Annotated in this window: 18 protein-coding genes and 1 tRNA gene; 11 read left to right on the forward strand and 8 right to left on the reverse strand. The window is 62.5% G+C overall.

Annotated features, from left to right (window positions below; translation table 11 throughout):
• The first annotated feature begins 26 nt into the window (after window positions 1–26).
• Window positions 27–1,946, forward strand: a complete 1,920-nt coding sequence (locus tag ACTJK7_RS00290; protein ID WP_440779717.1) for a PAS domain S-box protein — start codon at window positions 27–29, stop codon at window positions 1,944–1,946.
• A gap of 2 nt (window positions 1,947–1,948) precedes the next feature.
• Here the strand turns inward: ACTJK7_RS00290 and ACTJK7_RS00295 are convergent, their stop codons facing one another.
• From ACTJK7_RS00295 to ACTJK7_RS00310, 4 genes are all read right to left on the reverse strand, one after another.
• Entirely contained in the window at window positions 1,949–3,292 is a 1,344-nt protein-coding gene (locus ACTJK7_RS00295; RefSeq protein WP_108561928.1) for a cation:proton antiporter, read from the reverse strand.
• Between the two features lie 48 nt (window positions 3,293–3,340).
• Window positions 3,341–3,952 carry a Yip1 family protein gene (locus ACTJK7_RS00300; protein ID WP_108561930.1) on the reverse strand — a complete coding sequence of 204 codons (612 nt, stop codon included), beginning with the start codon at window positions 3,950–3,952 and terminating at the stop codon, window positions 3,341–3,343.
• An 88-nt stretch (window positions 3,953–4,040) separates the two neighbouring features.
• A complete protein-coding gene (locus ACTJK7_RS00305; RefSeq protein WP_108561932.1) occupies window positions 4,041–4,898 on the reverse strand; it encodes a glucose 1-dehydrogenase in 858 nt (285 codons plus the stop codon).
• Between the two features lie 95 nt (window positions 4,899–4,993).
• On the reverse strand, window positions 4,994–6,142 hold the full coding sequence (locus tag ACTJK7_RS00310; protein WP_108561934.1) for a MalY/PatB family protein: 1,149 nt from the start codon (window positions 6,140–6,142) through the stop codon (window positions 4,994–4,996).
• Between the two features lie 251 nt (window positions 6,143–6,393).
• Between ACTJK7_RS00310 and fdnG the strand changes: the two genes are divergently transcribed.
• Genes fdnG through fdhE form a run of 4 tightly spaced genes read left to right on the forward strand, consistent with a single transcriptional unit; the run spans window position 6,394 to window position 11,989 of the window.
• The gene (gene fdnG / locus ACTJK7_RS00315) at window positions 6,394–9,459 is read left to right on the forward strand and encodes a formate dehydrogenase-N subunit alpha (RefSeq protein ID WP_159085216.1); all 3,066 of its coding nucleotides are present in this window, start codon (window positions 6,394–6,396) and stop codon (window positions 9,457–9,459) included.
• Between the two features lie 14 nt (window positions 9,460–9,473).
• Window positions 9,474–10,409, forward strand: a complete 936-nt coding sequence (fdxH, locus tag ACTJK7_RS00320; RefSeq protein WP_108561938.1) for a formate dehydrogenase subunit beta — start codon at window positions 9,474–9,476, stop codon at window positions 10,407–10,409.
• Window positions 10,406–11,059, forward strand: coding sequence for a formate dehydrogenase subunit gamma (locus tag ACTJK7_RS00325; protein ID WP_085654089.1), 654 nt, complete (start codon window positions 10,406–10,408; stop codon window positions 11,057–11,059). The genes fdxH and ACTJK7_RS00325 overlap by 4 nt, the downstream gene beginning before the upstream one ends.
• Before the next feature lie 3 nt (window positions 11,060–11,062).
• Window positions 11,063–11,989: a formate dehydrogenase accessory protein FdhE gene (gene fdhE / locus ACTJK7_RS00330; protein ID WP_085654090.1), complete on the forward strand. Its 927-nt coding sequence runs from the start codon at window positions 11,063–11,065 to the stop codon at window positions 11,987–11,989.
• Window positions 11,990–11,992: 3 nt separating this feature from the next.
• Here the strand turns inward: fdhE and ACTJK7_RS00335 are convergent, their stop codons facing one another.
• Both ACTJK7_RS00335 and ACTJK7_RS00340 read right to left on the reverse strand, forming a co-directional pair.
• The gene (locus ACTJK7_RS00335) at window positions 11,993–13,324 is read right to left on the reverse strand and encodes an ATP-binding protein (RefSeq protein ID WP_108561940.1); all 1,332 of its coding nucleotides are present in this window, start codon (window positions 13,322–13,324) and stop codon (window positions 11,993–11,995) included.
• Window positions 13,321–14,046 (reverse strand): response regulator, encoded by a 726-nt coding sequence (locus ACTJK7_RS00340; protein WP_440779715.1) that lies wholly within the window; start codon window positions 14,044–14,046, stop codon window positions 13,321–13,323. Before ACTJK7_RS00340 ends, ACTJK7_RS00335 begins: the two co-directional genes overlap by 4 nt.
• A 149-nt stretch (window positions 14,047–14,195) precedes the next feature.
• Here ACTJK7_RS00340 and ACTJK7_RS00345 point away from each other — a divergent pair, with 149 nt between their 5' ends.
• The 5 genes from ACTJK7_RS00345 to ACTJK7_RS00365 all read left to right on the forward strand — a co-directional run bounded on the left by ACTJK7_RS00345 (window position 14,196) and on the right by ACTJK7_RS00365 (window position 18,672).
• The gene (locus ACTJK7_RS00345) at window positions 14,196–14,507 is read left to right on the forward strand and encodes a hypothetical protein (RefSeq protein WP_011334117.1); all 312 of its coding nucleotides are present in this window, start codon (window positions 14,196–14,198) and stop codon (window positions 14,505–14,507) included.
• Window positions 14,508–14,524: 17 nt separating this feature from the next.
• Window positions 14,525–15,205, forward strand: a complete 681-nt coding sequence (locus tag ACTJK7_RS00350) for a DUF3313 domain-containing protein (protein WP_440779713.1) — start codon at window positions 14,525–14,527, stop codon at window positions 15,203–15,205.
• Window positions 15,206–15,256: 51 nt separating this feature from the next.
• Window positions 15,257–16,663: an L-seryl-tRNA(Sec) selenium transferase gene (gene selA, locus ACTJK7_RS00355; RefSeq protein ID WP_440779711.1), complete on the forward strand. Its 1,407-nt coding sequence runs from the start codon at window positions 15,257–15,259 to the stop codon at window positions 16,661–16,663.
• Window positions 16,660–18,570 (forward strand): selenocysteine-specific translation elongation factor, encoded by a 1,911-nt coding sequence (gene selB, locus ACTJK7_RS00360; RefSeq protein WP_440779777.1) that lies wholly within the window; start codon window positions 16,660–16,662, stop codon window positions 18,568–18,570. The genes selA and selB overlap by 4 nt, the downstream gene beginning before the upstream one ends.
• Window positions 18,571–18,576: 6 nt before the next feature.
• A tRNA-Sec gene (locus ACTJK7_RS00365) sits at window positions 18,577–18,672 on the forward strand.
• 8 nt (window positions 18,673–18,680) lie between these two features.
• Here the strand turns inward: ACTJK7_RS00365 and ACTJK7_RS00370 are convergent.
• On the reverse strand, window positions 18,681–19,976 hold the full coding sequence (locus tag ACTJK7_RS00370) for an OprD family porin (RefSeq protein ID WP_440779710.1): 1,296 nt from the start codon (window positions 19,974–19,976) through the stop codon (window positions 18,681–18,683).
• 207 nt (window positions 19,977–20,183) lie between these two features.
• On the opposite strand from ACTJK7_RS00370, the gene ACTJK7_RS00375 reads away from it, so the two are divergent.
• Window positions 20,184–22,379 carry an OsmC domain/YcaO domain-containing protein gene (locus ACTJK7_RS00375; protein WP_440779708.1) on the forward strand — a complete coding sequence of 732 codons (2,196 nt, stop codon included), beginning with the start codon at window positions 20,184–20,186 and terminating at the stop codon, window positions 22,377–22,379.
• Between the two features lie 69 nt (window positions 22,380–22,448).
• Here the strand turns inward: ACTJK7_RS00375 and ACTJK7_RS00380 are convergent, their stop codons facing one another.
• Window positions 22,449–23,747, reverse strand: coding sequence for a carbohydrate porin (locus ACTJK7_RS00380; RefSeq protein ID WP_440779707.1), 1,299 nt, complete (start codon window positions 23,745–23,747; stop codon window positions 22,449–22,451).
• Window positions 23,748–23,799 lie beyond the last annotated feature (52 nt).

The following is a 23,799-nucleotide window of genomic DNA, read 5'->3' on the forward strand; positions in this document are numbered from 1 at the left end:
TGAGAATTTGCTTTGAGCCAAGCCTGATGAGCGAGAACAAGAAGTCCGCTGCAATCGAAGACATGCGCTTTCGTTTGCTGATCGATGCGGTGGTCGATTATGCGATCTACATGATCGACCCCGAGGGGATCATTACCAGCTGGAACTCCGGCGCCAAGCGCTTCAAGGGTTACGAAGAAGCCGAGATCCTTGGCGAGCACTTTTCAAGGTTCTACACCGACGAAGATCGCGCCAACGGTTTGCCGCAGCGGGCGCTGGACACGGCGATTCGCGAAGGCCGGTTCGAGGGTGAAGGCTGGCGGGTACGCAAGGACGGCACGCATTTCTGGTGCCATGTGGTGATCGACCCGATTTTCAGTCCGAGCGGGCAATTGCTCGGCTTTGCCAAGATCACCCGCGATCTGACCGACCGCAAGATGGCCGAAGAAACCCTCAAACAGAGCGAACAGCAGTTTCGTCTGCTGGTGCAGGGCGTCACTGACTACGCGATCTACATGCTCAGCCCCGAAGGCCGGGTGACCAACTGGAACCCCGGTGCGCAGCGGATCAAGGGCTACAAGCCGGAGGAGGTCATCGGCCGGCACTTCTCGATGTTCTACACCCCGCAAGACCGGGAAGCCGGAGAACCCCAGCGTGCCCTGGAGACGGCGGTGCGCGAGGGCCGGTTCGAAAGCAAGAGCTGGCGCCAGCGCAAGGACGGCACGCGGTTTCTGGCGCATGTGGTGGTCGATGCGATTCGCGGCGACACCGGCACTTTACTCGGTTTTGCCAAGATCACCCGCGACGTCACCGAAGCCACCCAGGCACGACAGGCTCTGGAGAAAACCCGCGAGGCGCTGTTCCAGGCGCAAAAGATGCAGGCCATCGGCCAACTCAGCGGCGGCATTGCCCACGACTTCAACAATTTGCTGACGGTGATCCTCGGCAACCTGGAAATCGTGCGCAAACGGGTCGGCGATGACCCGAAAGTCAGCCGTCTGCTGGAGAACGCCACCCAGGGCGCATTGCGCGGCGTGTCGCTGACCCAGCGCATGCTGGCCTTCGCCCGGCGTCAGGAACTCAAGACCGAACCTGTCGAGATTCCGCAACTGGTACAGGGCATTACCGGGCTGTTGCGCAGTTCACTGGGGCCGGGGATCCGCATCGAAACGCAGTTCCCCGAAGACCTGCAAGCGGTGCTGGCCGACAGTAATCAGCTGGAGCTGGCGGTGCTCAACCTGGCGACCAATGCTCGCGATGCCATGCCCGAGGGCGGCAGCGTAACCCTCAGTGCCGAAGCCGAAGTGGTCATCGAACAGAACGATTCAACGCTGGCGGCCGGGCGTTATGTTTGTCTGCGAGTGAGCGATACCGGTGAAGGCATGGACGCTGACACGCTGGCGTCGGCGACCGATCCTTTTTTTACCACCAAGGGGCTGGGCAAAGGCACTGGTCTGGGGTTGTCGATGGTCCATGGATTCATCGAGCAATTGGGTGGCCGCTTCATTCTGAAAAGCACCAAGGGGCAGGGCACCACCGCTGAACTGTGGTTGCCGGTAGCCATCGAAGGCGCCGCGGCCAAATCGATTGGCTCGAATGCGTCCACCGATACCGTGCCGCGCCTTAGCGTGCTGGTGGTCGATGATGACAGTCTGGTACTCACCAGCACGGTTCTGCTGCTGGAAGACCTTGGTCACCGGGTGGTCAGTGCCACCTCCGGCGCCCGGGCCCTGGAGCTGTTCGAACGGGGCGAGGTGATCGATCTGATGATCACCGATATGGCCATGCCGAAAATGAGCGGCGCGCAACTGGCTCACGCCGTGCGCCTGCTCAAGCCGGATCTGCCGATCATCCTCGCCACCGGCTATGCCGAACGCCTCGAAGGATTTGCAGCGGGGTTGCCGCGACTGTCGAAACCGTTCAATCAGCTGAATCTGGTGGAGATCATTGGCCGGTCGATGAAGTGAGTTCAGGGTTTGTGTGTTTTATGCCGCGCATAGCGCGCGAGGATCGGCTGGGTGCTGACGCCGTGCAGCAGAATGCTCAGGGCCACGACCGACAGGGTCAGGTCGGTACACAATGTGGCCATGTTGTCTCCCAGCCCATGGTTCAGCGCGTAGAAGAGGTAGAACAGACTGCCGATGCCGCGGATGCCAAACCAACCGATCAATAACCGTTGGCGTCCTGCCAGCAACGCCCCCCACGGCATCAACCCCACGCAGACTGGGCGAATGACACAGAACAGCACGCCGCCAACCAGCAGTGCCCGCCAGTCCCAGTGGCTGACCAGCACCACACCCAGCAGGGTAACCAGAAACACCTCCATCGCCCGTTCCACCAGACCGCCGAAGGCGAGCATGTCGCCCATCATGATGCCGGCGGCGACCTGGCTGTCTTCCAGCCGCTCGGTGTCGCCGTGCACCGCCTGCTGCGGCTCGACGTTCTGATGACCGACCACCGGTTGCACCATGTGCTCGGCGGGCGGTTGGTGGGCGCCGGTGGATTTGACTTCCTCCTGACGCAAGCCGAGGCCGGCGGCGAATACCGACAGAAAGCCATAGCCGCCGATGGATTCAGCCACCACATACGCCAGCGCAATCAACGCCAGGGCCAGATAGTCATTCGGGCTCAGAGTGCTGTCATCGTTGCGGATACGTAGCGAGAGGGTCAGTCGACCGATGCCACGGCCCATCCAGTACCCGCAAAGCAAACCGGCTGGAACCGCCCAGAGCACGCTGCGCATAACCCAGGCGGGCCACTCGGCGGCAAACCCTTCACCGTGCAGCAGCAACAGCCCGAGGATCACGAACGGAAAGGCGATTCCGTCATTGAGCCCGGCCTCGCCGGACAGGCCGAACCGCACGCTGTCGACATCCCGCGCATCGTTGACCTGCACCAGCGCCGCAAGCACCGGGTCGGTCGGCGCCAGAATCGCCCCGATCAGTAGCGAAGGCCCCCAATCGAGATCCAGGCCAAAATGCAGCAACAGGCAGACGCCAATGATCGTCAGCACCATCACCGGGCCCGCCAGGCCGAATGCAATCCGCCAGCGTTTGTCGCGCAACGGCAAACGCAACTTCAAACCGCAGACGAACAGGGAAAACAGCACCGCGACTTCGGTCAGGTGCTCCATCCACAAAGAGGCTTCATTCAACGGCAGTTTCAGCAGGTCGAGCCCGGCCGGCCCGATGCCAACCCCCAGCAGCAAACAGACAGCGGAGGTGGTGACCGGCATCCAGCGCAGGTACGACGACGTCAGCGCCAGGGTCAGCAGCACGGCACCGAGCACCGCCACCCAGATGATGAAGCTCATGACGCGCGGCCCGTAAGGTCAGTTCGATGCCGCCCCGACATGACCGGCCTAACCTGCAGTCGTGCGCAGGTATTCCGGCGTCAGCACGTTGAACCACAGCAGAATCATCGACACCAACAACGTCACCAGCACCAGCAGCGCGACACCCCACACACTGGCCGAATACAGCAAACCCTGTTCCTTGCGCTCGTGCATGAAAGTCGGCAGGCCGACGAACAACAGGAATGTCGAATAGATCGACGCTGCGCCGAGCACCAGCACCGCCAGCCAGCGGCTCGGGTACAGGCCGGCGATACCGGCGATGAAAAACGGGGTGACGGTGTACGCCGCGAAACCGATGCACTGATTGAGCGTCGGCCGCGCATCGAAAGTGCGCGACATCCAGCGAATGAATCCGCCGATGATCACCACGCCAACCACGATGGTCAGGTACAGCAAAATACTTAGTTGCAGTGCGCTGGTACTGCTGAGTCTCACGGTTTCACCGACTGCCAGGCTCCAGCCGACATAGGTGGTGCCAATGAACAGGCACACCGCCGGCACAAGGGCCAGCAGCAGCAAATGGGCCAGGTAATGACGCGGATGCGCCTCTTCTTCGCGGCGGATATCGGTCCAGGCGAAGTTAGGCTGGGTAAAGAGCTTGACGATAGGTGCGGACATGACGACCTCCTGATCTCGCAACCCGAATGGGCCATGAAGGTATGGAGAGGTCGCCCTGTCCAGCGGTTCACTTTTTCTGGCAAGTGGTTCAGAGCATCGGTTTGCCGCCCGTCACGCCGTAGCGCTGGCCGGTGATGTAGCTGGCTTCGTCAGACGCCAGCAGCACGTAGATCGGCGCAACTTCCACTGGCTGGCCGGGACGCCCCAATGGTGTTTGCTCGCCAAAATGCTGCACTTCCTCATCGGGCATGGTCGAGACAATCAGCGGCGTCCAGATCGGCCCCGGCGCCACGCAATTCACGCGGATTTCCCTCGGGCCAAGTATTTGCGCCAGGCCTCCGGTGAAATTGGCGATGGCGCCTTTGGTGGTGGCGTAGGCGAGCAGGGAGGGTTTTGGCATGTCCGAGTTGATCGAACTGGTGTTGATGATGGAGGAGCCAGGTCCCATGTGTTTGATGGCGGCCTGACACAGGCGGAAGATCGCGGTGATGTTGACGTCGAAGGTCATCACCCATTCGTCGTCGGGAATCTCCTCGAAGGTTTCGTGGGTCATCTGGAAAGCCGCGTTGTTGACCAGCACGTCGATGCGGCCGAAGCGCTCGACGGTTTGATCCACCAACGCCTGGCACTGGGCTTTCTGCGCAATGTCACCGGGCAGCAACAGGCACTGGCGACCGGCCTGTTCAACCCAGCGCGCGGTTTCCTTGGCGTCTTCGTGTTCATTCAAATAGGCGACCGCCACATCGGCACCTTCGCGGGCGAAGGCAATGGCCACCGCACGGCCGATGCCACTGTCGGCACCGGTGATTAAGGCGATCTTGCCGGCCAACCGGCCGGAGCCGGTGTAGCTCTGTTCGCCGCAATCAGGATACGGCTCCATTTTGCGCTGCGAACCGGGAACCGGCTGCGCCTGTTTCGGGAACGGGGGTTTTGGATAGTCGGTCATCGTCAATCTCCGGGTCTCATGGCAAGTAGGCCGGTTGACCCGACCCGTTTGCGCTGAGTTCGATCGGATTGACGCTTGGGTTTGCCCTGACGTGATTACCGGGACTTGAGGGCTCGCTCCATCCGCGCGATGCCTTCTTCCAGCATCGAACGCGGGCAGCCGAAGTTCAGGCGCACAAATTGATGGCTGTGATCGCCAAAATCCAGGCCAGGGCTGAGGCCAACGCGGGCGTGGTCCAGGAAGAATTTTTGCGGGTCGTCCAGATCCAGCGCCGAGCAATCGAGCCAGGCCAGATACGTGCCTTGCGGCACATTGAGGGTCACCCCGGGCAGGCGGCTGCGCACGGCGTCCACCAGCCAGTCACGGTTGGCTTGCAGGTACTGCTTGAGTTCTTTGAGCCACGGACCGGCTTCGCTGTAGGCCACGCGGGTGGCTTCCATGCCCAGCGGATTGACGCTGTCGACCATGCCGCAACGGGCGTGGTTGACGCGCTCGCGCAGGGCCGCGTCCTGGATGATCATGAACGAAGTCTTGAGACCGGCGATGTTGTAGGCCTTGCTCGCCGACATCAGGGTGATGGTGCGGCGAGCGATTTCCGGGCTCAGGGACGCGGTCGGAATGTGCACGCGGCCGTCGTAGCACAGCTCGGCATGGATCTCGTCGGAGATGATCCAGGCGTCCTGCGCCACGCAGATGTCCGCTACCGCTTGCAGTTCTTCTCGGCCAAAGACCTTGCCGATCGGGTTGTGCGGGTTGCTCAGGAGCAGGGCACCGCCACCGTTCAGGGATTCACGCAGTGCGTCCAGCGGGGTGGCGTAGCTGCCGTCGGCCTGGGCGTTGAATTCCAGCTCGACCTTGTTCAGGCCCCAATGGCCCGGCGCGTGGCGCAGCGGCGGGTAGTTCGGGGTTTGCACCACGACGTTCTGCTGCGGTTGCACCAGCGCCTTGAGCGCCATGTTGAAACCCGATTCCACGCCCGGCAGGAAGATCAGCTCCTGCGGTTTGACCCGCCAGGCGAACTTGTTCCAGAGGTCGGCGACGATGGCCTCCCGCAGGTTGTCCTGGGCCACGCTGTAACCGACCAACGGGTGCAGCAGGCGTTGTTGCAGCGCCTCGATGACCACCGGCGGCGCGGCGAAATCCATGTCAGCGACCCACATCGGCAACACGTCGGCCGGATAGCGGCTCCACTTGGTGCTGCCGGTGTCGTGGCGGTCGAATACCTGATCAAAATCGAAAGTCATGCGCGGTCTCTGAAGGCGGAGATGGGTCGTGCCGGCGATGATAAACCCCAAGTACTGCGGGAGCCACATTACCTGTGGGAGCTGGCAAGCCAGCTCCCACAAGTATTCATATATTTGCCCGACGGTCGGTTTTCACACAGGCGGCGGGGGCATTGTCTACAGTGAAAAAGTCGGTACCTGTGTGCCGCCACCGTGATTGTCCAGAACAAACCCGGCACCAGTACCGGGTTCCACCTGATCAGGAGTGCACGATGGATCTCAGCCGTCGTCAGTTCTTCAAGGTCGCCGGTATCGGCCTTGCAGGCTCTAGCCTGGGCGCGTTGGGCATGGCCCCGACGCAGGCCTTCGCCGAGCAGGTGCGCCACTTCAAGCTTGCCCACACCCATGAAACCCGCAACACCTGCCCGTATTGCTCGGTCGGTTGCGGCTTGATCATGTACAGCCAGGGCGACGCGGCGAAGAACGTTGCGCAAAACATCATCCATATCGAGGGCGACGCCGATCACCCGGTCAATCGCGGCACCCTGTGCCCGAAAGGCGCCGGCCTGCTGGACTTCATTCACAGCCCCGGCCGCTTGCAGTACCCGCAGGTGCGCAAGCCCGGCAGCAGCGAATGGACCCGGATCACCTGGGACGAAGCCCTCGACCGCGTCGCCGACCTGATGAAGGCCGACCGCGATGCCAATTTCGTCGAGCAGAACGCCCAGGGCCAGACGGTCAATCGCTGGCTGACCACCGGCTTCCTCGCAGCGTCGGCAGCGTCCAACGAAGCGGGCTACATCACCCACAAAGTGGTGCGCAGTCTCGGCATGCTGGGGTTCGATAACCAGGCGCGTGTCTGACACGGCCCGACGGTGGCAAGTCTTGCCCCGACGTACGGCCGTGGAGCCATGACCAACACCTGGACCGATATCGCCAACGCGAATCTGATCCTGGTGATGGGCGGCAACGCAGCAGAAGCCCATCCTTGCGGCTTCAAATGGGTGACCGAAGCCAAAGCGCACAATGCCGCGCGGCTGATTGTGGTCGATCCGAGGTTTACCCGGACCGCGTCTGTGGCCGATTACTACGCGCCGATCCGCACCGGCAGCGACATCGCGTTCATGGGCGGGCTGATCAATTACCTGCTGACCGAGGACAAGATCCAGCACGAATACGTGCGCAACTACACCGACGTGTCGTTCATCGTCAGAGCCGGTTTCGGCTTCGAGGACGGGCTGTTCACCGGTTACGACGCGGCCAAGCGCAGCTACACCGACAAATCCACCTGGGGTTATGAGCTGGGTGACGACGGCTTCGTCAGAGTCGATCCGACCCTGCAGGACCCGCGCTGCGTCTACCAATTGATGAAGCAGCATTACAGCCGCTACAACATCGACCTGGCGAGCCAGATCTGCGGCATGCCAGTCGATGCCATGAAGAAAATCTGGGAGGAAATCGCCACCTGCTCGGCACCGGGCAAGACCATGACCATTCTTTACGCGCTGGGCTGGACCCAGCACTCGATCGGCTCGCAGATCATCCGCAGCGCGGCGATGGTGCAACTGTTGCTGGGCAACGTCGGCATGCCCGGCGGTGGCGTGAATGCCTTGCGCGGACATTCGAACATTCAGGGCCTGACCGACCTCGGGCTGCTGTCCAACGCGTTGCCGGGTTACCTGACCCTGCCCACCGATGCCGAGCAGGATTACGCGGCCTACATCCATAAACGCACTCAAGTACCGTTGCGGCCGGGGCAATTGTCCTACTGGCAGAACTACAGCAAGTTCCACGTCAGCCTGATGAAAGCCTGGTACGGCGCCAATGCCACTGCCGAGAATCAGTGGGCCTACCACTACCTGCCGAAACTCGACATCCCCAACTACGACATCCTCAAGGTGTTTGACCTGATGGGGCAGGGCAAGGTCAACGGCTACATGTGTCAGGGCTTCAACCCGATTGCCGCGTTGCCGGACAAGAACCGGGTGATGGCGGCACTGGCCAAACTGAAATGGCTGGTGGTGATGGACCCGCTGGCCACCGAAACCTCGCAGTTTTGGGAAAACTTCGGGCCGTTCAACGATGTGAAAAGCGCCGACATCCAGACCGAAGTCATTCGCCTGCCGACCACCTGTTTTGCCGAAGAGGACGGCTCGCTGGTCAACAGCAGCCGCTGGCTGCAATGGCACTGGAAAGGCGCCGATGGCCCCGGCGAGGCGCGCACCGACGTGCAGATCATGAGTGCGCTGTTCCTGCGCCTGCGTGAGCGTTATCAGGCCCAGGGCGGCAAATTCGCCGATCCGCTGTTGAAGCTGTCGTGGCCGTACAAGATTGCCGAAGAGCCCTCGCCGGAAGAAATCGCCAAAGAGGTCAACGGCTACGCCACCACTGATTTCACCGACGCCACGGGTGTGGCGATCAAGGGCAATTCGCAACTGGCCGGGTTCGCCCAGCTCAAGGATGACGGCAGCACCGCGTCCGGTTGCTGGATCTTCTGCGGCAGCTGGACCGAGGCTGGCAACCAGATGGCCCGGCGCGACAACGCCGATCCGTACGGCATGCATCAGCATCAGGGCTGGGCGTGGGCCTGGCCGGCCAACCGGCGGATTCTCTATAACCGCGCTTCGGCGGACGTCGCCGGCAAGCCGTGGGATCCGAAAAAGCGCCTGGTCTGGTGGAACGGCAAGGCCTGGGGCGGCACCGATGTGCCGGATTACAAGGCCGACGTGCCGCCGGAAGCCGGGATGAACCCGTTCATCATGAACCCCGAAGGCGTGGCGCGGTTCTTCGCCGTCGACAAGATGAACGAAGGGCCATTCCCCGAGCACTACGAGCCGTTCGAAACGCCGATCGGCATCAACCCGCTGCACCCGGAAAACAAGAAAGCCACCAGCAACCCGGCGGCGCGGATTTTCGATTCGGTGTGGGACAGCCTCGGCGTGGCCAAGGATTACCCGTATGCAGCGACCAGTTACCGGCTGACCGAGCATTTCCACTTCTGGAGCAAGCACTGCAAGTTGAACGCGATTGCCCAGCCCGAGCAGTTCGTGGAAATCGGCGAAGTGCTGGCCAAGGAGAAGGGCATCGTTGCCGGCGACCGGGTGCGGGTCAGCAGCAAGCGCGGGTTCATTGAAGCGGTGGCGGTGGTGACCAAAAGGATCCGGCCGTTGCAGGTCAACAACCAGGTGGTGCACCAGATCGGCATTCCGCTGCACTGGGGTTTCACCGGCCTGACTCGCCACGGTTACCTGACCAACACCCTGGTGCCGTTCCTCGGCGATGGCAATACCCAGACCCCGGAATCCAAGTCATTCCTGGTCAACGTGGAGAAGCTCTGATGGAGAATCTTTAGATGGCCAGCCAAGACATCATCGCCCGCTCGGCCACCACCACGCCGGCGCCTTCGATACGCGGCCAGGAACAGGTGGCCAAGCTGATCGACACCACCAAATGCATCGGCTGCAAGGCCTGCCAGGTCGCGTGCTCGGAATGGAACGAGCTGCGCGACGAGGTCGGCCATAACCACGGCACCTACGACAATCCGCAGGATCTGAGCGCCGATTCATGGACGCTGATGCGCTTCACCGAGCACGAAACCGACGCCGGCAACCTCGAATGGCTGATCCGCAAGGACGGCTGCATGCACTGCGCCGAACCCGGTTGCCTGGCGGCGTGCCCCAGCCCCGGCGCGATCATCAAGCACGCCAACGGCATCGTCGATTTCGATCAGGATCACTGCATCGGTTGTGGTTACTGCATCACCGGCTGCCCGTTCAACATCCCGCGCATTTCGCAAAAGGATCACAAGGCCTACAAATGCACGCTGTGTTCGGACCGGGTGGCGGTAGGGCTGGAACCGGCCTGCGTGAAAACCTGCCCGACCGGCGCCATCGTGTTCGGCACCAAGGACGACATGAAGACCCACGCCGCCGAGCGCATCACCGACCTGAAAAGCCGTGGCTTCGACAACGCCGGCCTGTATGACCCGGCTGGTGTCGGCGGCACCCACGTCATGTACGTGCTGCACCACGCCGACACCCCGAAAATCTACGCCGGCCTGCCGGACAACCCCGAGATCAGCCCGCTGGTGGGCTTGTGGAAAGGCATCAGCAAACCACTGGGCCTGCTGGCCATGGGCGCGGCGGTGCTGGCCGGGTTCTTCCATTACGTGCGGATCGGCCCGAACCGGGTCGAGGAAGATGAACATCCCGAACCGCCCGACACCTCGGTGCACGTTGTCGATCCGGCGGTGCACACCTTCGACCCACGCGGGGAGGGCCGGCCATGAGCAACAAGACGATCCTGCGCTACACCGCCAACCAGCGCACCAATCACTGGCTGGTGGCGATCCTGTTCTTCATGGCCGGGCTGTCGGGGCTGGCGCTGTTTCATCCGTCGATGTTCTGGCTGACCCACCTGTTCGGCGGCGGGCCGTGGACTCGGATCCTGCACCCGTTCATGGGCGTGCTGATGTTCGTGTTCTTCCTGGGGCTGGTGTTTCGCTTCTGGCGTTCCAACTTCTTCATCGACAACGACTGGAAATGGCTGCGGCGCATCGACCGGGTGCTGGTCAACGACGAGGAAACCGTGCCGGCGGTGGGCAAGTACAACGCCGGGCAAAAGCTGCTGTTCTGGACTTTACTGCTGTGCATGCTCGGATTGCTGTTCACGGGACTGGTGATCTGGCGCGCGTATTTCAGTCATTACTTCGGCATCACCACGATCCGCTGGGCGATGCTGCTGCACGCTCTGGCGGGGTTTGTGCTGATCCTGAGCATCATCGTGCACATCTACGCCGGGATCTGGATCAAGGGCTCGGTGGACGCAATGATGCACGGCTGGGTCAGCCGCGCCTGGGCCAGGAAACACCATGCACTCTGGTATCGCGAGGTGGAGAGCAAAGATCCGCCAGAGCGACCGGTCACGAAAAAGGGCTGACGTTTGCCAACCATCCTTGAACCCGGAGAAATCGAAGCGGCGGCCAGTTCGCCGCCGTTTCTGCACCTGCCGCCGCACAACCTGTTCCTGTTGCGGGCCCAGCGTCTCGAGCGTCTGGCCGAAGGGCATCCGCTGGCCGATTACCTGCATTTGATCGCCGGTTTGTGCCGTGTCCAACAGCAAATCCTCGATGATCCGCCCTCGACCGCGCCGCTTGATGAACAGCGGCTGGAAGTCTGCCGGCAACACGGCATGCCGCCGTTCGCCGCCGACACCCTGATTCGCGAGGACACCTGGCAGCTGTATCTCGGGGCTTTGCTCCAGCGTTATGTCGTCCCCGAGCAACCGGCGGTGGTCGAGGCCGTGACTACGCTGCGCATCGCCAGCCCCGGCCAGTGGCGCGCCTGGGCGGTGGCGCTGGTCAGCGGCCAGTATTCGCTGGTGCCGGCGGCGCTGGTGCCGTTTCTCGGGGCGGCGCTGCAAGCGGCGTGGAGTCACTGGCTGCTCAGTGCGCCAAACCTGCAACTGACACCCGGCGACAGCCTCAGTCAGTGCCCGGCCTGCGGCTCGCCGGCCATGGCCGGGGTGATCCGCCATCGCGGCAAGCACAACGGCCTGCGTTATCTGGTGTGTTCGCTGTGCGCCTGCGAATGGCATGTGGTGCGGGTCAAGTGCGTGTATTGCGAGCAAAGCAAAGGGCTTGAGTACCTGAGCCTCGAGGATGACCGTCACGCCGCCAATCAGGCGCCGTTGCGCGCCGAGGTCTGTCCGGGCTGCAACAGCTATTTGAAGTTGCTGTATCTGGAGAACGACGGGGAGGGCGAGGCGCTGTCGGCGGATCTGGGCAGTCTGCTGCTCGACATGCGCCTGGCTCAGGACGGCTATCAGCGCCTGGCGCCGAATCTATTGCTGGCACCCGGCGACGAATAGGCCTCAGCGGTGCGGCAACTCAACCCGTGCGCGTAAGCCGCCGCTGCGGCGGTTACGCAAACTGAGTTTGCCACCCTGTTCACGAATGATTCCTCGTGCCGCCGAGAGACCGAGCCCTACGCCACCGGTGTCACGGTTGCGCGAGGTCTCGAGTCGGAAGAACGGATCGAACACCCGCTCCAGCGCGTCCTCAGGAATTCCCGGCCCTTCGTCAATGACCTCGATGCGGATCGACGTGTCATCGCAGCTCAGCGCCACACTGGGTCGCTGTCCGTATTTCACCGCGTTATCCAGCAGATTGACGATGACCCGTTTGATGCCCAGCGGCCGGCCGTCATACACCACATGCGCCGGACCGGTGAAACCGATGTCGATGTGCTGATCGCGGTAGTCATCGACGATGGTTTGCAGCAACTCCGACAGATCGAACGTGGTGGATTGTTCCAGGTGGGTGTCTTCCCGGAAGAACGCCAGGGCGGCGTTGATCATCGATTGCATTTCCTCGATGTCGCGGATCAGTTTGCCCTGATGGTCGAGGTCTTCCATGAACTCGCTGCGCAGGCGCATCCGGGTCAGCGGGGCGCGCAAATCGTGGGAGATCGCGGCGAGCATGTGCGTGCGTTCGCCGATGAAATGCTGGATCTGCGCCTGCATCGTATTGAAGGCGACGATGGCCTGACGGATTTCGTGCGGGCCTTCGAGGTGGATCGGCGGCGCTTTCAGATCCCCGCCAAAACGCCGCGCCGCATGGGCAAAGCGCTGTAACGGCTGGGCCAGTTGCCGTGTAGCGAGCCAGGCAACCAGCAACGTGGCAACCAATCCCAAAGCCACGATCACGGCAATCCGCACGTTCAGACTCAAGCCCCAACTGCGCTCCGGCGGCGTGAACGACAGCCAGCTGTCATCGGCCAGCCGCACCAGCGCCATGTAATGCGCGCGAGGGCTGCCGGCGGGCCAGTCATCGGGGTTGAACACATCGATCTGTCGGTCATCGCCGAGCAATTGCCGCAGCGCCGGCACTTTTCCGGCCTCGACCTGTTCGCCGTCCCCCGGCAGACCGAAGTCGACCCGACGGGGTTTCCACAACACCTCAAGTATCGGGCTGCTGGCGGCACTGGCCAGTTGCGGGCGCAGGTTTGCCGGCGCAGCCTCGATCACTCGGGTAGTAGCGGCAATCTGTTCCAGCAGCCCGGTGCGCTCGATCGGCGGCCGGGCCCAGATCCCCGCGACCTGAACGAACAGCGCGTTGAGCAGCAGCGAAGCGAGCATGGCCGCGACGATTGTCAGGGCAATCCGCCGGCTGAGGGTGTCGCGCCGCAGCATCCGGCCGATCATGAGCGGCTGACCTTGGCAGTGAACATGTAGCCGCCGTTGCGCACGGTGCGGATCAGGTCCGGGCGTTTGCTGTCCGGTTCGATCTTGCGCCGCAGCCGGCTGATCTGCACGTCGATGCTGCGGTCATAGGCGTCGTGGCCCTGGCCGTGGGTCAGGTCGATCAGTTGTTCGCGGGTCAGGATGCGTTGCGGATGTTCGAGCAACACCAGCAACAGGTCGAATTCGCCAGCGGACATCGGAATCATCACGCCTTCCGGCGAGCGCAGTTCGCGGCAGGTGATGTCCAGATGCCAACCGGCGAAGGCCATGACCGGCCGTGAAGGCTCGGTGCCGGACGGCGTGTTCTCACCGATCCGACGTTGCAGGGCGCGCACCCGGGCCAGCAGTTCCTGCGGGGCGAAGGGTTTGGTCAGGTAATCGTCGGCGCCCAGTTCGAGGCCGACAATGCGGTCGCTCAGCTCGGCCATCGCCGTGAGCATGATGATCGGAATGCCCATCTGCGTCCGGACCTTCTGGCACAGGCTCAGGCCGCCCTCGCCGGGCAGCATCAGGTCGAGGATGATGGTGTCCGGCCGCGCCTGCGCAATGGCCGCCCACATGGCCTCGCCATGGGCGGCGACATCGACCTGATAGCCGTGCTGAACGAAGAACTTCTTCAGCAAGGACAGAATTTCCCCGTCGTCATCGACGATCAGCAATCTGCTCACGTTTGCGCAATCCATGACCCCAAAAGAAGCGCATCTAAAACCATTTCGATGCGCCGGTCATATATTTCAATCCTGCAACATTCCTTCAGCGCGGACACCAGCCGGACATCGTCGGGCAAACATCCGCAGGCACTCTGCACGCCTTCCAACCAAGGGGGCTCAACATGAAGGACATGAACAGCGGCTACATCACCCGGGACCATGGCGCGGTGCGCCCGTTGATCCTGACCCAGCGCACCACCGCACCGGGCCCGGACACGCCGATCCTGTTCCAGGAGACGTGCCTGGGGCTGGCCAACGATCAGAGTCAGTTGATCCTGCGCCGCTATTTCGAACGGTTCAGCCCGACCGAGGCCCATTGGGTCGAATACCTGCACACGATTCCTACCGCCGAATTCATTCAATGGATCATGACCCACGGCCAGTTGCGCATCGAGTGCTCCGACAACACCCCGCACAGCCACGTCCACGCTTGAACAAGGAAACACCATTGATGACTAGCCATCGCTCACTGGCCGTGTTGTTTGCCGCCACCCTCAGCCTGTCGGCGTGCAGCAGCAAGAAGCTACCGACCGAGCCGCAGGCCGGATTTCTGCGGGATTACAGCGTGCTCAAGGAAGGGCAGACCGCTTCGGGGCAGAAGATTCTGAGCTGGGTCAGCCCGACACTGACGAGGGGCCGTTACACCCAGGTTTACCTGGCGCCGAGCCAGTTCTATCCACGGCCCCAGCCTTCGTCGCGCATTCCACAAAGCACCTTGTCGGGCGTAACCCACTATTACGACGCAGCCCTCAGGCTGGAGCTGGGCAAAGTGCTGCCGCTGGCGTCGAAACCCGGCCCGAACACACTGATCGTCAAACCGGCCATCACCCAGGTCGCGGCCAGCACTCAGGGCCTGCGTTTTTATGAATGGCTGCCGGTGACACTGGTCGCGGCCGGGGTGAGCAGCGCCACCGGCATTCGTGACCGCGACAGTGAGATCGCCACGGAAGTGTCCTTCGAGGACGGTTCGACCGGGGAAGTCGTGGCCGAAGTGGTGCGCAAGGGCAAGGGCGTGCCGCTGGAGAACGACAAACAGGTCATGACGCCCGATAACGTGAAAGCCGTCCTCGATGGCTGGGCCACGGACTTGAGTCAAACCTATGTGCCGGTTCAGCGGGCCGCGCTGCGCTAGAAGCAGGGTGGTCTAACATCATCAGGCGTATTTCGATTTCGGGAGTGCCTGATGTCCGTGAGTGTTGCCCTGCGGTTACCGTCGATTGACAGCCTGTTGCGCCACCCCGCGTGCCAGCCATTGGCCGAGCGTTACGGGCGTGACGCGCTGTTGACGGGGTTTCGCCAGTTACTGGATGACTTGCGCGAAGCGGTGGTGGCGGGGCAACTGACCGCCATTGAAATCAGCCCTGAAGCGCTGGCCGGAAGGGTTACCGAGCGTCTGGCGCTGAAGCAGCGCAGCCAGGTCCGCCGGGTGTTCAACCTGACCGGCACCGTGCTGCACACCAACCTCGGCCGCGCCTTGCTGCCCGAAGAAGCCATCGACGCCGTGCAACTGGCGGCGCGCTATCCCTTGAATCTGGAATTTGATCTGGACAGCGGCAAGCGCGGTGACCGCGACGACTTGATCGAAGGCCTGATTCGCGAGCTGACCGGCGCCGAAGCCGTGACCGTGGTCAACAACAATGCCGCCGCCGTGCTGCTGACCCTCAATAGCCTCGGCGCGCGCAAGGAAGGCATCATTTCCCGGGGCGAGCTGATCGAGATCGGCGGCGCGTTCCGCATCCCCGACATCATGAGCCGCGCCGGGGTGCGCCTGCACGAGGTCGGCACCACCAATCGCACCCATGCACGCGACTACGAGGCGGCAATCAGCCCACGCAGCGGCCTGATCATGCGCGTGCACGCGAGCAACTACAGCATCGAAGGTTTTACCGCTCGGGTGCCGACCTCCGAACTGGCGGCGTTGGCCCATCGGCATGACCTGCCGCTGCTCGAAGACCTGGGCAGCGGCAGTCTGCTGGACCTGACCCGCTGGGGCCTGCCGGCGGAACCGACGGTGCGTCAGGCGCTGCTCGATGGCGCCGACATCGTCACCTTCAGCGGCGACAAACTGCTTGGCGGGCCGCAGGCGGGAGTGATTGTCGGGCGCAAGGACCTGATCGCGAAGATCAAGAAGAACCCGCTGAAACGCGCGCTGCGGGTCGACAAACTGACGCTGGCCGCACTGGAAGCGGTGCTTGGACTTTATCGCGACCCGGATCGGCTGGCCGAACGCCTGCCGAGCCTGCGACTGTTGACCCGACCGCAAGCCGACATTCTGGCCCAGGCCGAACGCCTGCAACCGGCCTGGGCCGAACTGCTGGGCGAGGGCTGGACCGTCACGGCGGAGCCGGCGCTGGGCATGATCGGCAGCGGCAGCCAACCGGTGGCGCGCCTGCCGAGCGCAGCGCTGTGCCTGCGCCCACAGGTATCGAAACGCCTGCGCGGACGTTGCCTGCTGAATCTGGAAGCCGCGCTGCGCGCCTTGCCGATCCCGGTGCTCGGGCGCATCGATGACGACGCGCTGTGGCTGGATCTGCGGCAGCTCGACGATGAACCGGCGTGGCTGGCGCAACTCGGGCAGTTGCAAACGTGATCGTCGGCACGGCAGGGCACATCGACCACGGCAAGACGTCACTGCTGCAAGCGCTGACCGGGCAAACCGGCGACCGCCGCCCGCAGGAACGCGAGCGCGGGATGACCATCGACCTCGGTTATCTGTACGCCGAACTGGCGCCCGGCGCCGGGCTGACCGGTTTCATCGACGTGCCGGGGCACGAGAAATTCACCCACAACATGCTCGCCGGCGCGCAGGGCATCGATCTGGTGTTGCTGGTGGTGGCGGCGGATGACGGAGTGATGCCGCAGACCCGCGAGCATCTGGCGATTGTCGAGCTGCTGGGCATTCCACGGGCGCTGGTGGCGATCACTAAGTGTGATCGGGTCGAGGCGGGCAGGGTGGAAGAGGTTCACCGACAAGTCGAAAGCCTGCTGGCGACCGGACCCTATGCCGAAGCACCGTTGCTGACGGTTTCCAGCGTGACGGGCGAGGGCGTCGATGCGCTGCGCGAGGCGTTGCTGGAGATAGACGCACAGGAGCGCAGTCGCGAAGGCGGTTTTCGCCTGGCCATCGACCGGGCGTTCAGTGTCGCCGGCGCCGGTATTGTGGTGACGGGGACGGCGCTTTCGGGCTCGGTCGCCGTGGGTGACAAGCTCAGCCTCGGCCCGGCGGGCAAAACCGTGCGGGTCAGGGGCCTGCACGCGCAGAATCAGACTGCCGAACAAGCCTTCGCCGGCCAGCGCGTGGCCCTGAACATCAGCGCGGATCGTCTGGAACTCGGGCAGATCCATCGCGGGCAATGGTTGCTGGCCGAATGGCTGCACGCGCCGGCCCAGCGGCTGGACATCGAATTCCGGCTGTTGCCGGACGAGCGGATTTTCCAGCATTTCCAGCCGGTGCACCTGCATCTGGGCACGCAAGATGTGATCGCCCGAGTCGCCTTGCTGGAAGGTTCGAGCCTGGCGCCCGGCGAGCGCATGTTTGCGCAACTGCTGACGAACGTCCCGGTGCACGGCGTCCACGGTGATCCGCTGATCCTGCGTGATGCCAGCGCCCAGCGAACCCTTGGCGGCGGGCGCGTGCTCGATCCCTTCGCCCCGGCCCGCCAGCGGCGCAGCCCGGAACGGCTGGCACAACTGCGGGCACTGGCGATCAGCTCCGTGCTGGAACAGGCCTTGCCGACGTTGCTGGAATACAGCGCAAGCGGCCTCGACCCGCAACGCCTGGAACGTCAGTTCAATCGTCCGCGTGACGGCTGGACGCTGCCGGACAACGTCCGCCTGATCGAAACCCGTCAGGGGCCGGTGCTGTTCAATGCGCAGCGCTGGGGCATGCTCAAGTTCAACTTGCTGGAACAACTGGCGCGCTTTCATGAACTGGAACCCGATCAGATGGGCCCGGATCGCGATCGTCTGCGGCGTTTCAGCGGTTTGAGCCTCGAACGCGCGACCTTTATCAGCCTGCTGGAAGAACTGCTCGGCGCCGGTTCACTGGCCGCCAGCGGCCCGTGGCTGCATTTGCCCGACCATCAAGTGCGCCTGAGCACCGACGACGAAACCCTGTGGCAAGCGCTGCAGCCATTGTTCGAGCAGGCCGGTTTCGATCCACCGTGGGTACGTGACGTGGCGAAAGTCGTCGGTCAGGAAGATGCGATCGTGCGTTTGCTGCTGCGCAAACTGGCGCGCCTAGGCGTGATGCATCAAGTGGTGCGCGACCTGTTTGTCACCGACATCACCCTGCGGCAAATGGCGGCGGTGCTGCTGCGCCTGGCCGAAGAAAATCCGCAGATCGAAGTCACGGCCTTCCGCGATGCGCTAGGCTTGGGACGCAAGCGCAGTATTCAGATCCTTGAATACTTCGATCGGCTGGGCCTGACCCGGCGCGTCGGCGAAGGCCGGCAAATCCGCACCGACAGTGCGCTGGCCAACCCCGGCGCCGACTGAGTTCAAGGAAGGCAATCGCGCCCGGTGGCGCGGCCGGGCTTCAAACCCGGTTGGGGACGGCATCCGTTCCCGGGCTGGTTCGACTCCGGCTGCCTTCCGCCAATTTCCCCTCAAAAGCCCAACGGATACTGGATCACCACGTAGATCCGGTCGATGTCATCGCCTGCCTGGGCGCTGTTGGCCCGATGCGAAACGTGAGACAGCTGCAGCGACAGATCTTTGGCCGCGCCGGACTGGACGATGTAGCGCAGGTCGATGTCGCGTTCCCAGTGTTTGCCGCCGTCCCCTTGCTGAGGCTGATATTCACCGGAGTCCGCGTCGAACGGGTTATAGGCGCCGCCCTTGGGCGCGTGGGTGCCGTCGATGTGGCTGCCGGAAACGTAACGGGTCATGAAATTCAGCCCGGGAATGCCGAAGGCGCCGAGATCCAGGTCGTAACGCGCTTGCCAGGAGCGCTCGTGAGCGCCGTTGAAGTCGGCGTATTTGATCGAGTTGGCCAGGTAGATCGAGTCGCCACCGACGAAATCGAACGGCGTGTCGCCATTGATGCGTTGCCAGCCGAGCATCACCGCGTGGGCGCCGAAGGTGTATTTGCCCGAGAGGCTGAACGCGGTGTTGTCGATGTCGCCGGCCAGTGCCTGTCCGGTATCGCGGGTGTGGTAGACGTTGGCGTCGAGCAATAGACCGGACTGTTTGAAATGCAGGTTGGCGTAGTACTGGCGCCAAGTGTCGCTCAGATCGGACGCATACAGCGCGCCGCCCACCGGGCTGTCGCTGAACAGGTCGGTGCCGACAAAACTGATGCTTTCGCCTCGGGTGCTGGCGCCATAACCCTGGAAATCGCCTCTGCCGGAGGAACTGTCCTGGTTCTTGAACGCCGTGAAGCGCCCGGCCACGACGCGCGCGTTATCGATCTCGCGGCTGTCGAGCAGAAGCCCCGTGGCATATTCCGGTTGCAGGCGCTTGTCCGAGGTGTCGAACACCGGCGTTTCCACGGTCATTTCACCGAAGGCGAGGGTGGTGTTCGAGGCCTTGAGCTTCAATGCACCGCCGGCGCTGGAATAGTCGCTTTCACTACGCCCGTCACTGTCCACCGGCAACAGCCCCGTACCGGAATGCCCTTTGCCGCCATCGAGTTTCAAACCATAAAAGGCATGAGCATCGAGGCCAAAGCCGACGGTTCCTTCGGTGAACCCGGATGCGAAAGTGCCGATAAACCCTTGAGCCCATTCCTGTTTGTAATTCTTACCGGCGGGTGAGGGTGAGCGGTAATCGTTGCTCAGGTAGAAGTTGCGACTGAGCACTTCGGTCTTGGCGTCGTCGAGAAATCCGCTGGCGCACGCGGTATCGGCGAGCCCGCCAATCATTAAGGCGAGCGCGAGGCGCGGCTTGGATAAAACCATCATTTGTCAGCAACCAGGATTGGCGGAAGGTGACGCCATGCTCACGCGGATCGGCTGCCGGCGATTGAGCGCATGTGCTGAGTTGAATGTGTGAACAAGCGTCATGTTCCGTCGGCCGGCTCAGGATTGATTGCGCAAAGCACAAGACTTCACGCTCAAAAGCCGGATAATGGCGGCCAATTTGTTTAGCCCGCTATTCTGGTAACCCGCATGGAAATCAAGGTCAACTTTCTCGACAACCTCCGACTCGAAGCCAAGTTCGATGACTTCACGGTGGTGGCCGACCAACCGATCCGTTACAAGGGCGATGGCTCTGCACCGGGTCCGTTCGACTATTTCCTGGCGTCGTCGGCCTTGTGCGCGGCTTACTTCGTAAAGTTGTACTGCAGCACCCGCAACATCCCGACCGAAAACATTCGTCTGTCGCAGAACAACATTGTCGATCCGGAAAACCGCTACAACCAGATCTTCAAGATCCAGGTCGAGCTGCCGGCGGACATCTCCGAAAAGGATCGCCAGGGCATCCTGCGCTCGATCGACCGTTGCACGGTGAAGAAGGTGGTGCAGGCCGGGCCGGAGTTCGTGATCGAGGAAGTCGAGAACCTCGACGCCGATGCCCAGGCCCTGCTGATGCCGGCTTCCACGTCCGGCGCGGGCACCTGCATTGCCGGCAAGGACCTGCCGCTGGAACAGACCATCGCCAATATGTCGGGGATTCTGGCCGACCTGGGCATGAAGATCGAAATCGCTTCGTGGCGCAACATCGTGCCCAACGTCTGGTCGCTGCACATCCGCGATGCGCAGTCGCCGATGTGCTTCACCAACGGCAAGGGTGCGACCAAAGAGAGCGCGCTGGCCTCGGCGCTGGGCGAGTTCATCGAGCGGCTGAACTGCAACTTCTTCTACAACGACCAGTTCTGGGGCGAAGAGATCGCCAATGCCGAGTTCGTGCATTACCCGGACGAGCGCTGGTTCAAGCCCGGCGCCAAGGATGAGTTGCCTGCGGAAATCCTCGACGACTATTGCCTCGGCATCTACAACCGTGACGGCGAACTGCGTGGCTCGCACCTGTTCGACACCAACTCCGGCAACACACAGCGCGGCATCTGCTCGCTGCCGTTCGTGCGTCAGTCCGACGGTGAGGTGGTGTATTTCCCGTCGAACCTGATCGAGAACCTGTTTCTCAGCAACGGCATGAGCGCCGGCAACACCCTGGCCGAAGCGCAGGTGCAGTGCCTGTCGGAAATCTTCGAACGGGCAGTCAAGCGCGAAATCCTCGAGGGCGAAATGGCCCTGCCGGATGTACCGCAAGAGGTGCTGGCGAAATACCCGGGCATCCTCGCCGGGATCAAGGCGCTGGAAGAGCAGGGCTTCCCGGTGCTGGTCAAGGACGCGTCGCTGGGCGGTGAATTCCCGGTGATGTGCGTGACACTGATGAACCCGCGCACCGGCGGCGTGTTCGCCTCATTCGGCGCGCACCCGAGCTTCGAAGTGGCGCTGGAACGCAGCCTCACCGAGTTGCTGCAGGGCCGCAGCTTCGAAGGCCTCAACGATCTGCCGCAGCCGACCTTCTCGGGCCAGGCCGTGACTGAGCCGAACAACTTTGTGGAGCACTTCATCGATTCCAGCGGCGTGGTGTCGTGGCGCTTCTTCAGCGCCAAGGCCGACTTCGAATTCGTCGAGTGGGACTTCTCCGGCAATGGCGAAAATTCCAACGCCGAAGAGGCCGCAACGCTGTTCGGCATCCTTGAAGACATGGGCAAGGAAGTCTACATGGCGGTCTACGAGCACATCGGCGCCAAGGCGTGCCGCATTCTGGTGCCGGATTATTCGGAGATCTATCCGGTAGAAGACCTGATCTGGGACAACACCAACAAAGCGCTGCAATTCCGTGCGGATATCCTTAACCTGCACACCCTGAGCAAAGTCGGCCTGCGCAACCTGGTCAAAGGCCTGGAACACAGCGAGCTGGACGATTACACCGACATCACCACCCTGATCGGCATCGAGTTCGACGACAACACGCCATGGGGCAAGTTGACCATTCTTGAACTACGCCTGCTGATCTACCTCGCCTTGCAGAAGTACGAGCAGGCCAAGGATCTGGTCGAAGCCTTCCTGCAATACAACGACAACACCGTCGAGCGTGGCTTGTTCTATCAAGCGGTCAACGTGGTGCTGGAAATGGAGCTGGACGAGGATCTGCAGCTGGAAGATTACGAAGCCAACTTCCGCCGCATGTTCGGCGACGAGCGCATGGATGCGGCGATCGGCTCGGTCAACGGCAGCGTGCGCTTCTACGGCCTGACGCCGACCAGCATGAAGCTGGAAGGGCTGGATCGGCACCTGCGCCTGATCGAGAGCTACAAGAAACTGCACGCGGCGCGGGCCAACTTCGCGGGTTGATTCGCTTGGCGGCACGTACAAAAAAAGCACCTTTGCGGGTGCTTTTTTTGTGGTCGGCAAAGGATGCTGTCAGAGCGCGGCTTTCACCTGCAATCCAAACACCAACGCATTGTCGATGTCCTGGCCGGAGAAGGCGCCCGGTTCGATGATGTACTGCACATTCGGGCGCAGCGTCAGCCATGGAGTGGCTTGGTAGCCGTAGCCGAGTTCGATCAATTGTTCGGCGCTGTCCAGATTGGGGAACGCGGCGCCATTGTCCAGCGCTGCGTCTTGCAGCACATCGCGGCTGCGCGGGTTCGGCACTGCGCGGCCGTAGCCAAGCGCTACCGTGTCACGCGAACGGCCCTCAAAAGGCTTGTACAGAACGAGGCCGGTGCCGTACCACTTGCTGAACGGCGAGGCCGCTTCGCTGGCCGCCGAGTATTGGCCGAAGGCGTGCAGGCTGCGACCTTCAGAGACCTCCGAAGCCCAGACGGCCTGGTCGATCAGGACATAATGGCCGCCGCGCCCGGACACTTCCTTGTCACTGCCGATGCGTTTGACGTCGGAGCTGTCGTAGTAATAACCGACCTTGTACTCGCCGGGCAGTTTGCCGGCCTGCTTGTAGACCAGTTCGATCGGCACCACGGTGCCGGTGGTGTGTTTCGGGCCCAGGTGCCAGGCACGGCTGGAGTTGCCGTTACTTTCCGGGTCGACATTGAACGCGGCTACGCGCAGTTGCCAGGCCGGGGAGAGGTCGTATTTCACCCGCACACCCAGGTGGGCGTTGGGGTAGTTGGTCCAGCCGCTGCCACCGGACATGTTCAGCGGATGGCCGCAGAAACCGGCGTTCATGAAGTTGCAGAGAATGCCGCTGTCGAGGCCGCCGAGGTCATTGCCCATGGCCATGTAGCCGAGTTTGACGTTCAGTGCCGGGGTAAACAGGCTGCGCTCGTAGCTGAGCTCGGTCAGGCGGGTGTAGAGGCCGCCGTAGTTTTCCTGGATCGGCAGACGGTTGCCGACCAGGTCTTCGGAGGCACTGTTGCCGCGTCGATCGTTGATGCTCAGCTGAACCTTGCCGGCGTTGTCCACGCCGTACAGTTTGCTCAGGTCGAACTGTGCGCCGAGCTTGATGTTTTGCGAGTAACGCGCCGAGCGATGCAGGCCGCCGTCGGCGTTGTAGGCGGTTTCGCCGGTGTAATCGCCGGTGAACTTGATGCCGTCTTCATCGAACTGGTGGCGCAGGCCGCCCCAGTCGCCGGTCAGGGTACTGCGGGTAAATACGTTCGAATCGGTATCGGCAAGGGCGGGCAGGGCAGCGCCGCAGGTGAGACCGAACAGCATGCCGGTGAAAACCCCGGCGTGAGAAAAGCGAACAGCCAATGACATTGCGCAAATCCAGAGCGAAGGACATGAAACAACGCGGCACCCGAAGGTGCCG

Source organism: Pseudomonas sp. 22085 (genome assembly GCF_052045815.1).
Taxonomy (GTDB): domain Bacteria; phylum Pseudomonadota; class Gammaproteobacteria; order Pseudomonadales; family Pseudomonadaceae; genus Aquipseudomonas; species Aquipseudomonas glycinae.

Bases quoted from the DNA above. Each gene is read 5' to 3' on its own strand.
- fdxH (WP_108561938.1), top strand. From the start codon at position 9,474: ATGGCCAGCCAAGACATCATCGCCCGCTCGGCCACCACCACGCCGGCG.
- ACTJK7_RS00335 (WP_108561940.1), bottom strand. From the start codon at position 13,324: ATGATCGGCCGGATGCTGCGGCGCGACACCCTCAGCCGGCGGATTGCC.
- ACTJK7_RS00380 (WP_440779707.1), bottom strand. From the start codon at position 23,747: ATGTCATTGGCTGTTCGCTTTTCTCACGCCGGGGTTTTCACCGGCATG.
- ACTJK7_RS00370 (WP_440779710.1), bottom strand. From the start codon at position 19,976: ATGATGGTTTTATCCAAGCCGCGCCTCGCGCTCGCCTTAATGATTGGC.
- ACTJK7_RS00375 (WP_440779708.1), top strand. From the start codon at position 20,184: ATGGAAATCAAGGTCAACTTTCTCGACAACCTCCGACTCGAAGCCAAG.
- ACTJK7_RS00300 (WP_108561930.1), bottom strand. From the start codon at position 3,952: ATGTCCGCACCTATCGTCAAGCTCTTTACCCAGCCTAACTTCGCCTGG.
- selA (WP_440779711.1), top strand. From the start codon at position 15,257: ATGTCCGTGAGTGTTGCCCTGCGGTTACCGTCGATTGACAGCCTGTTG.
- ACTJK7_RS00295 (WP_108561928.1), bottom strand. From the start codon at position 3,292: ATGAGCTTCATCATCTGGGTGGCGGTGCTCGGTGCCGTGCTGCTGACC.
- ACTJK7_RS00350 (WP_440779713.1), top strand. From the start codon at position 14,525: ATGACTAGCCATCGCTCACTGGCCGTGTTGTTTGCCGCCACCCTCAGC.
- ACTJK7_RS00290 (WP_440779717.1), top strand. From the start codon at position 27: ATGAGCGAGAACAAGAAGTCCGCTGCAATCGAAGACATGCGCTTTCGT.
- ACTJK7_RS00310 (WP_108561934.1), bottom strand. From the start codon at position 6,142: ATGACTTTCGATTTTGATCAGGTATTCGACCGCCACGACACCGGCAGC.
- ACTJK7_RS00345 (WP_011334117.1), top strand. From the start codon at position 14,196: ATGAAGGACATGAACAGCGGCTACATCACCCGGGACCATGGCGCGGTG.
- ACTJK7_RS00340 (WP_440779715.1), bottom strand. From the start codon at position 14,046: ATGGATTGCGCAAACGTGAGCAGATTGCTGATCGTCGATGACGACGGG.
- ACTJK7_RS00325 (WP_085654089.1), top strand. From the start codon at position 10,406: ATGAGCAACAAGACGATCCTGCGCTACACCGCCAACCAGCGCACCAAT.
- ACTJK7_RS00305 (WP_108561932.1), bottom strand. From the start codon at position 4,898: ATGACCGACTATCCAAAACCCCCGTTCCCGAAACAGGCGCAGCCGGTT.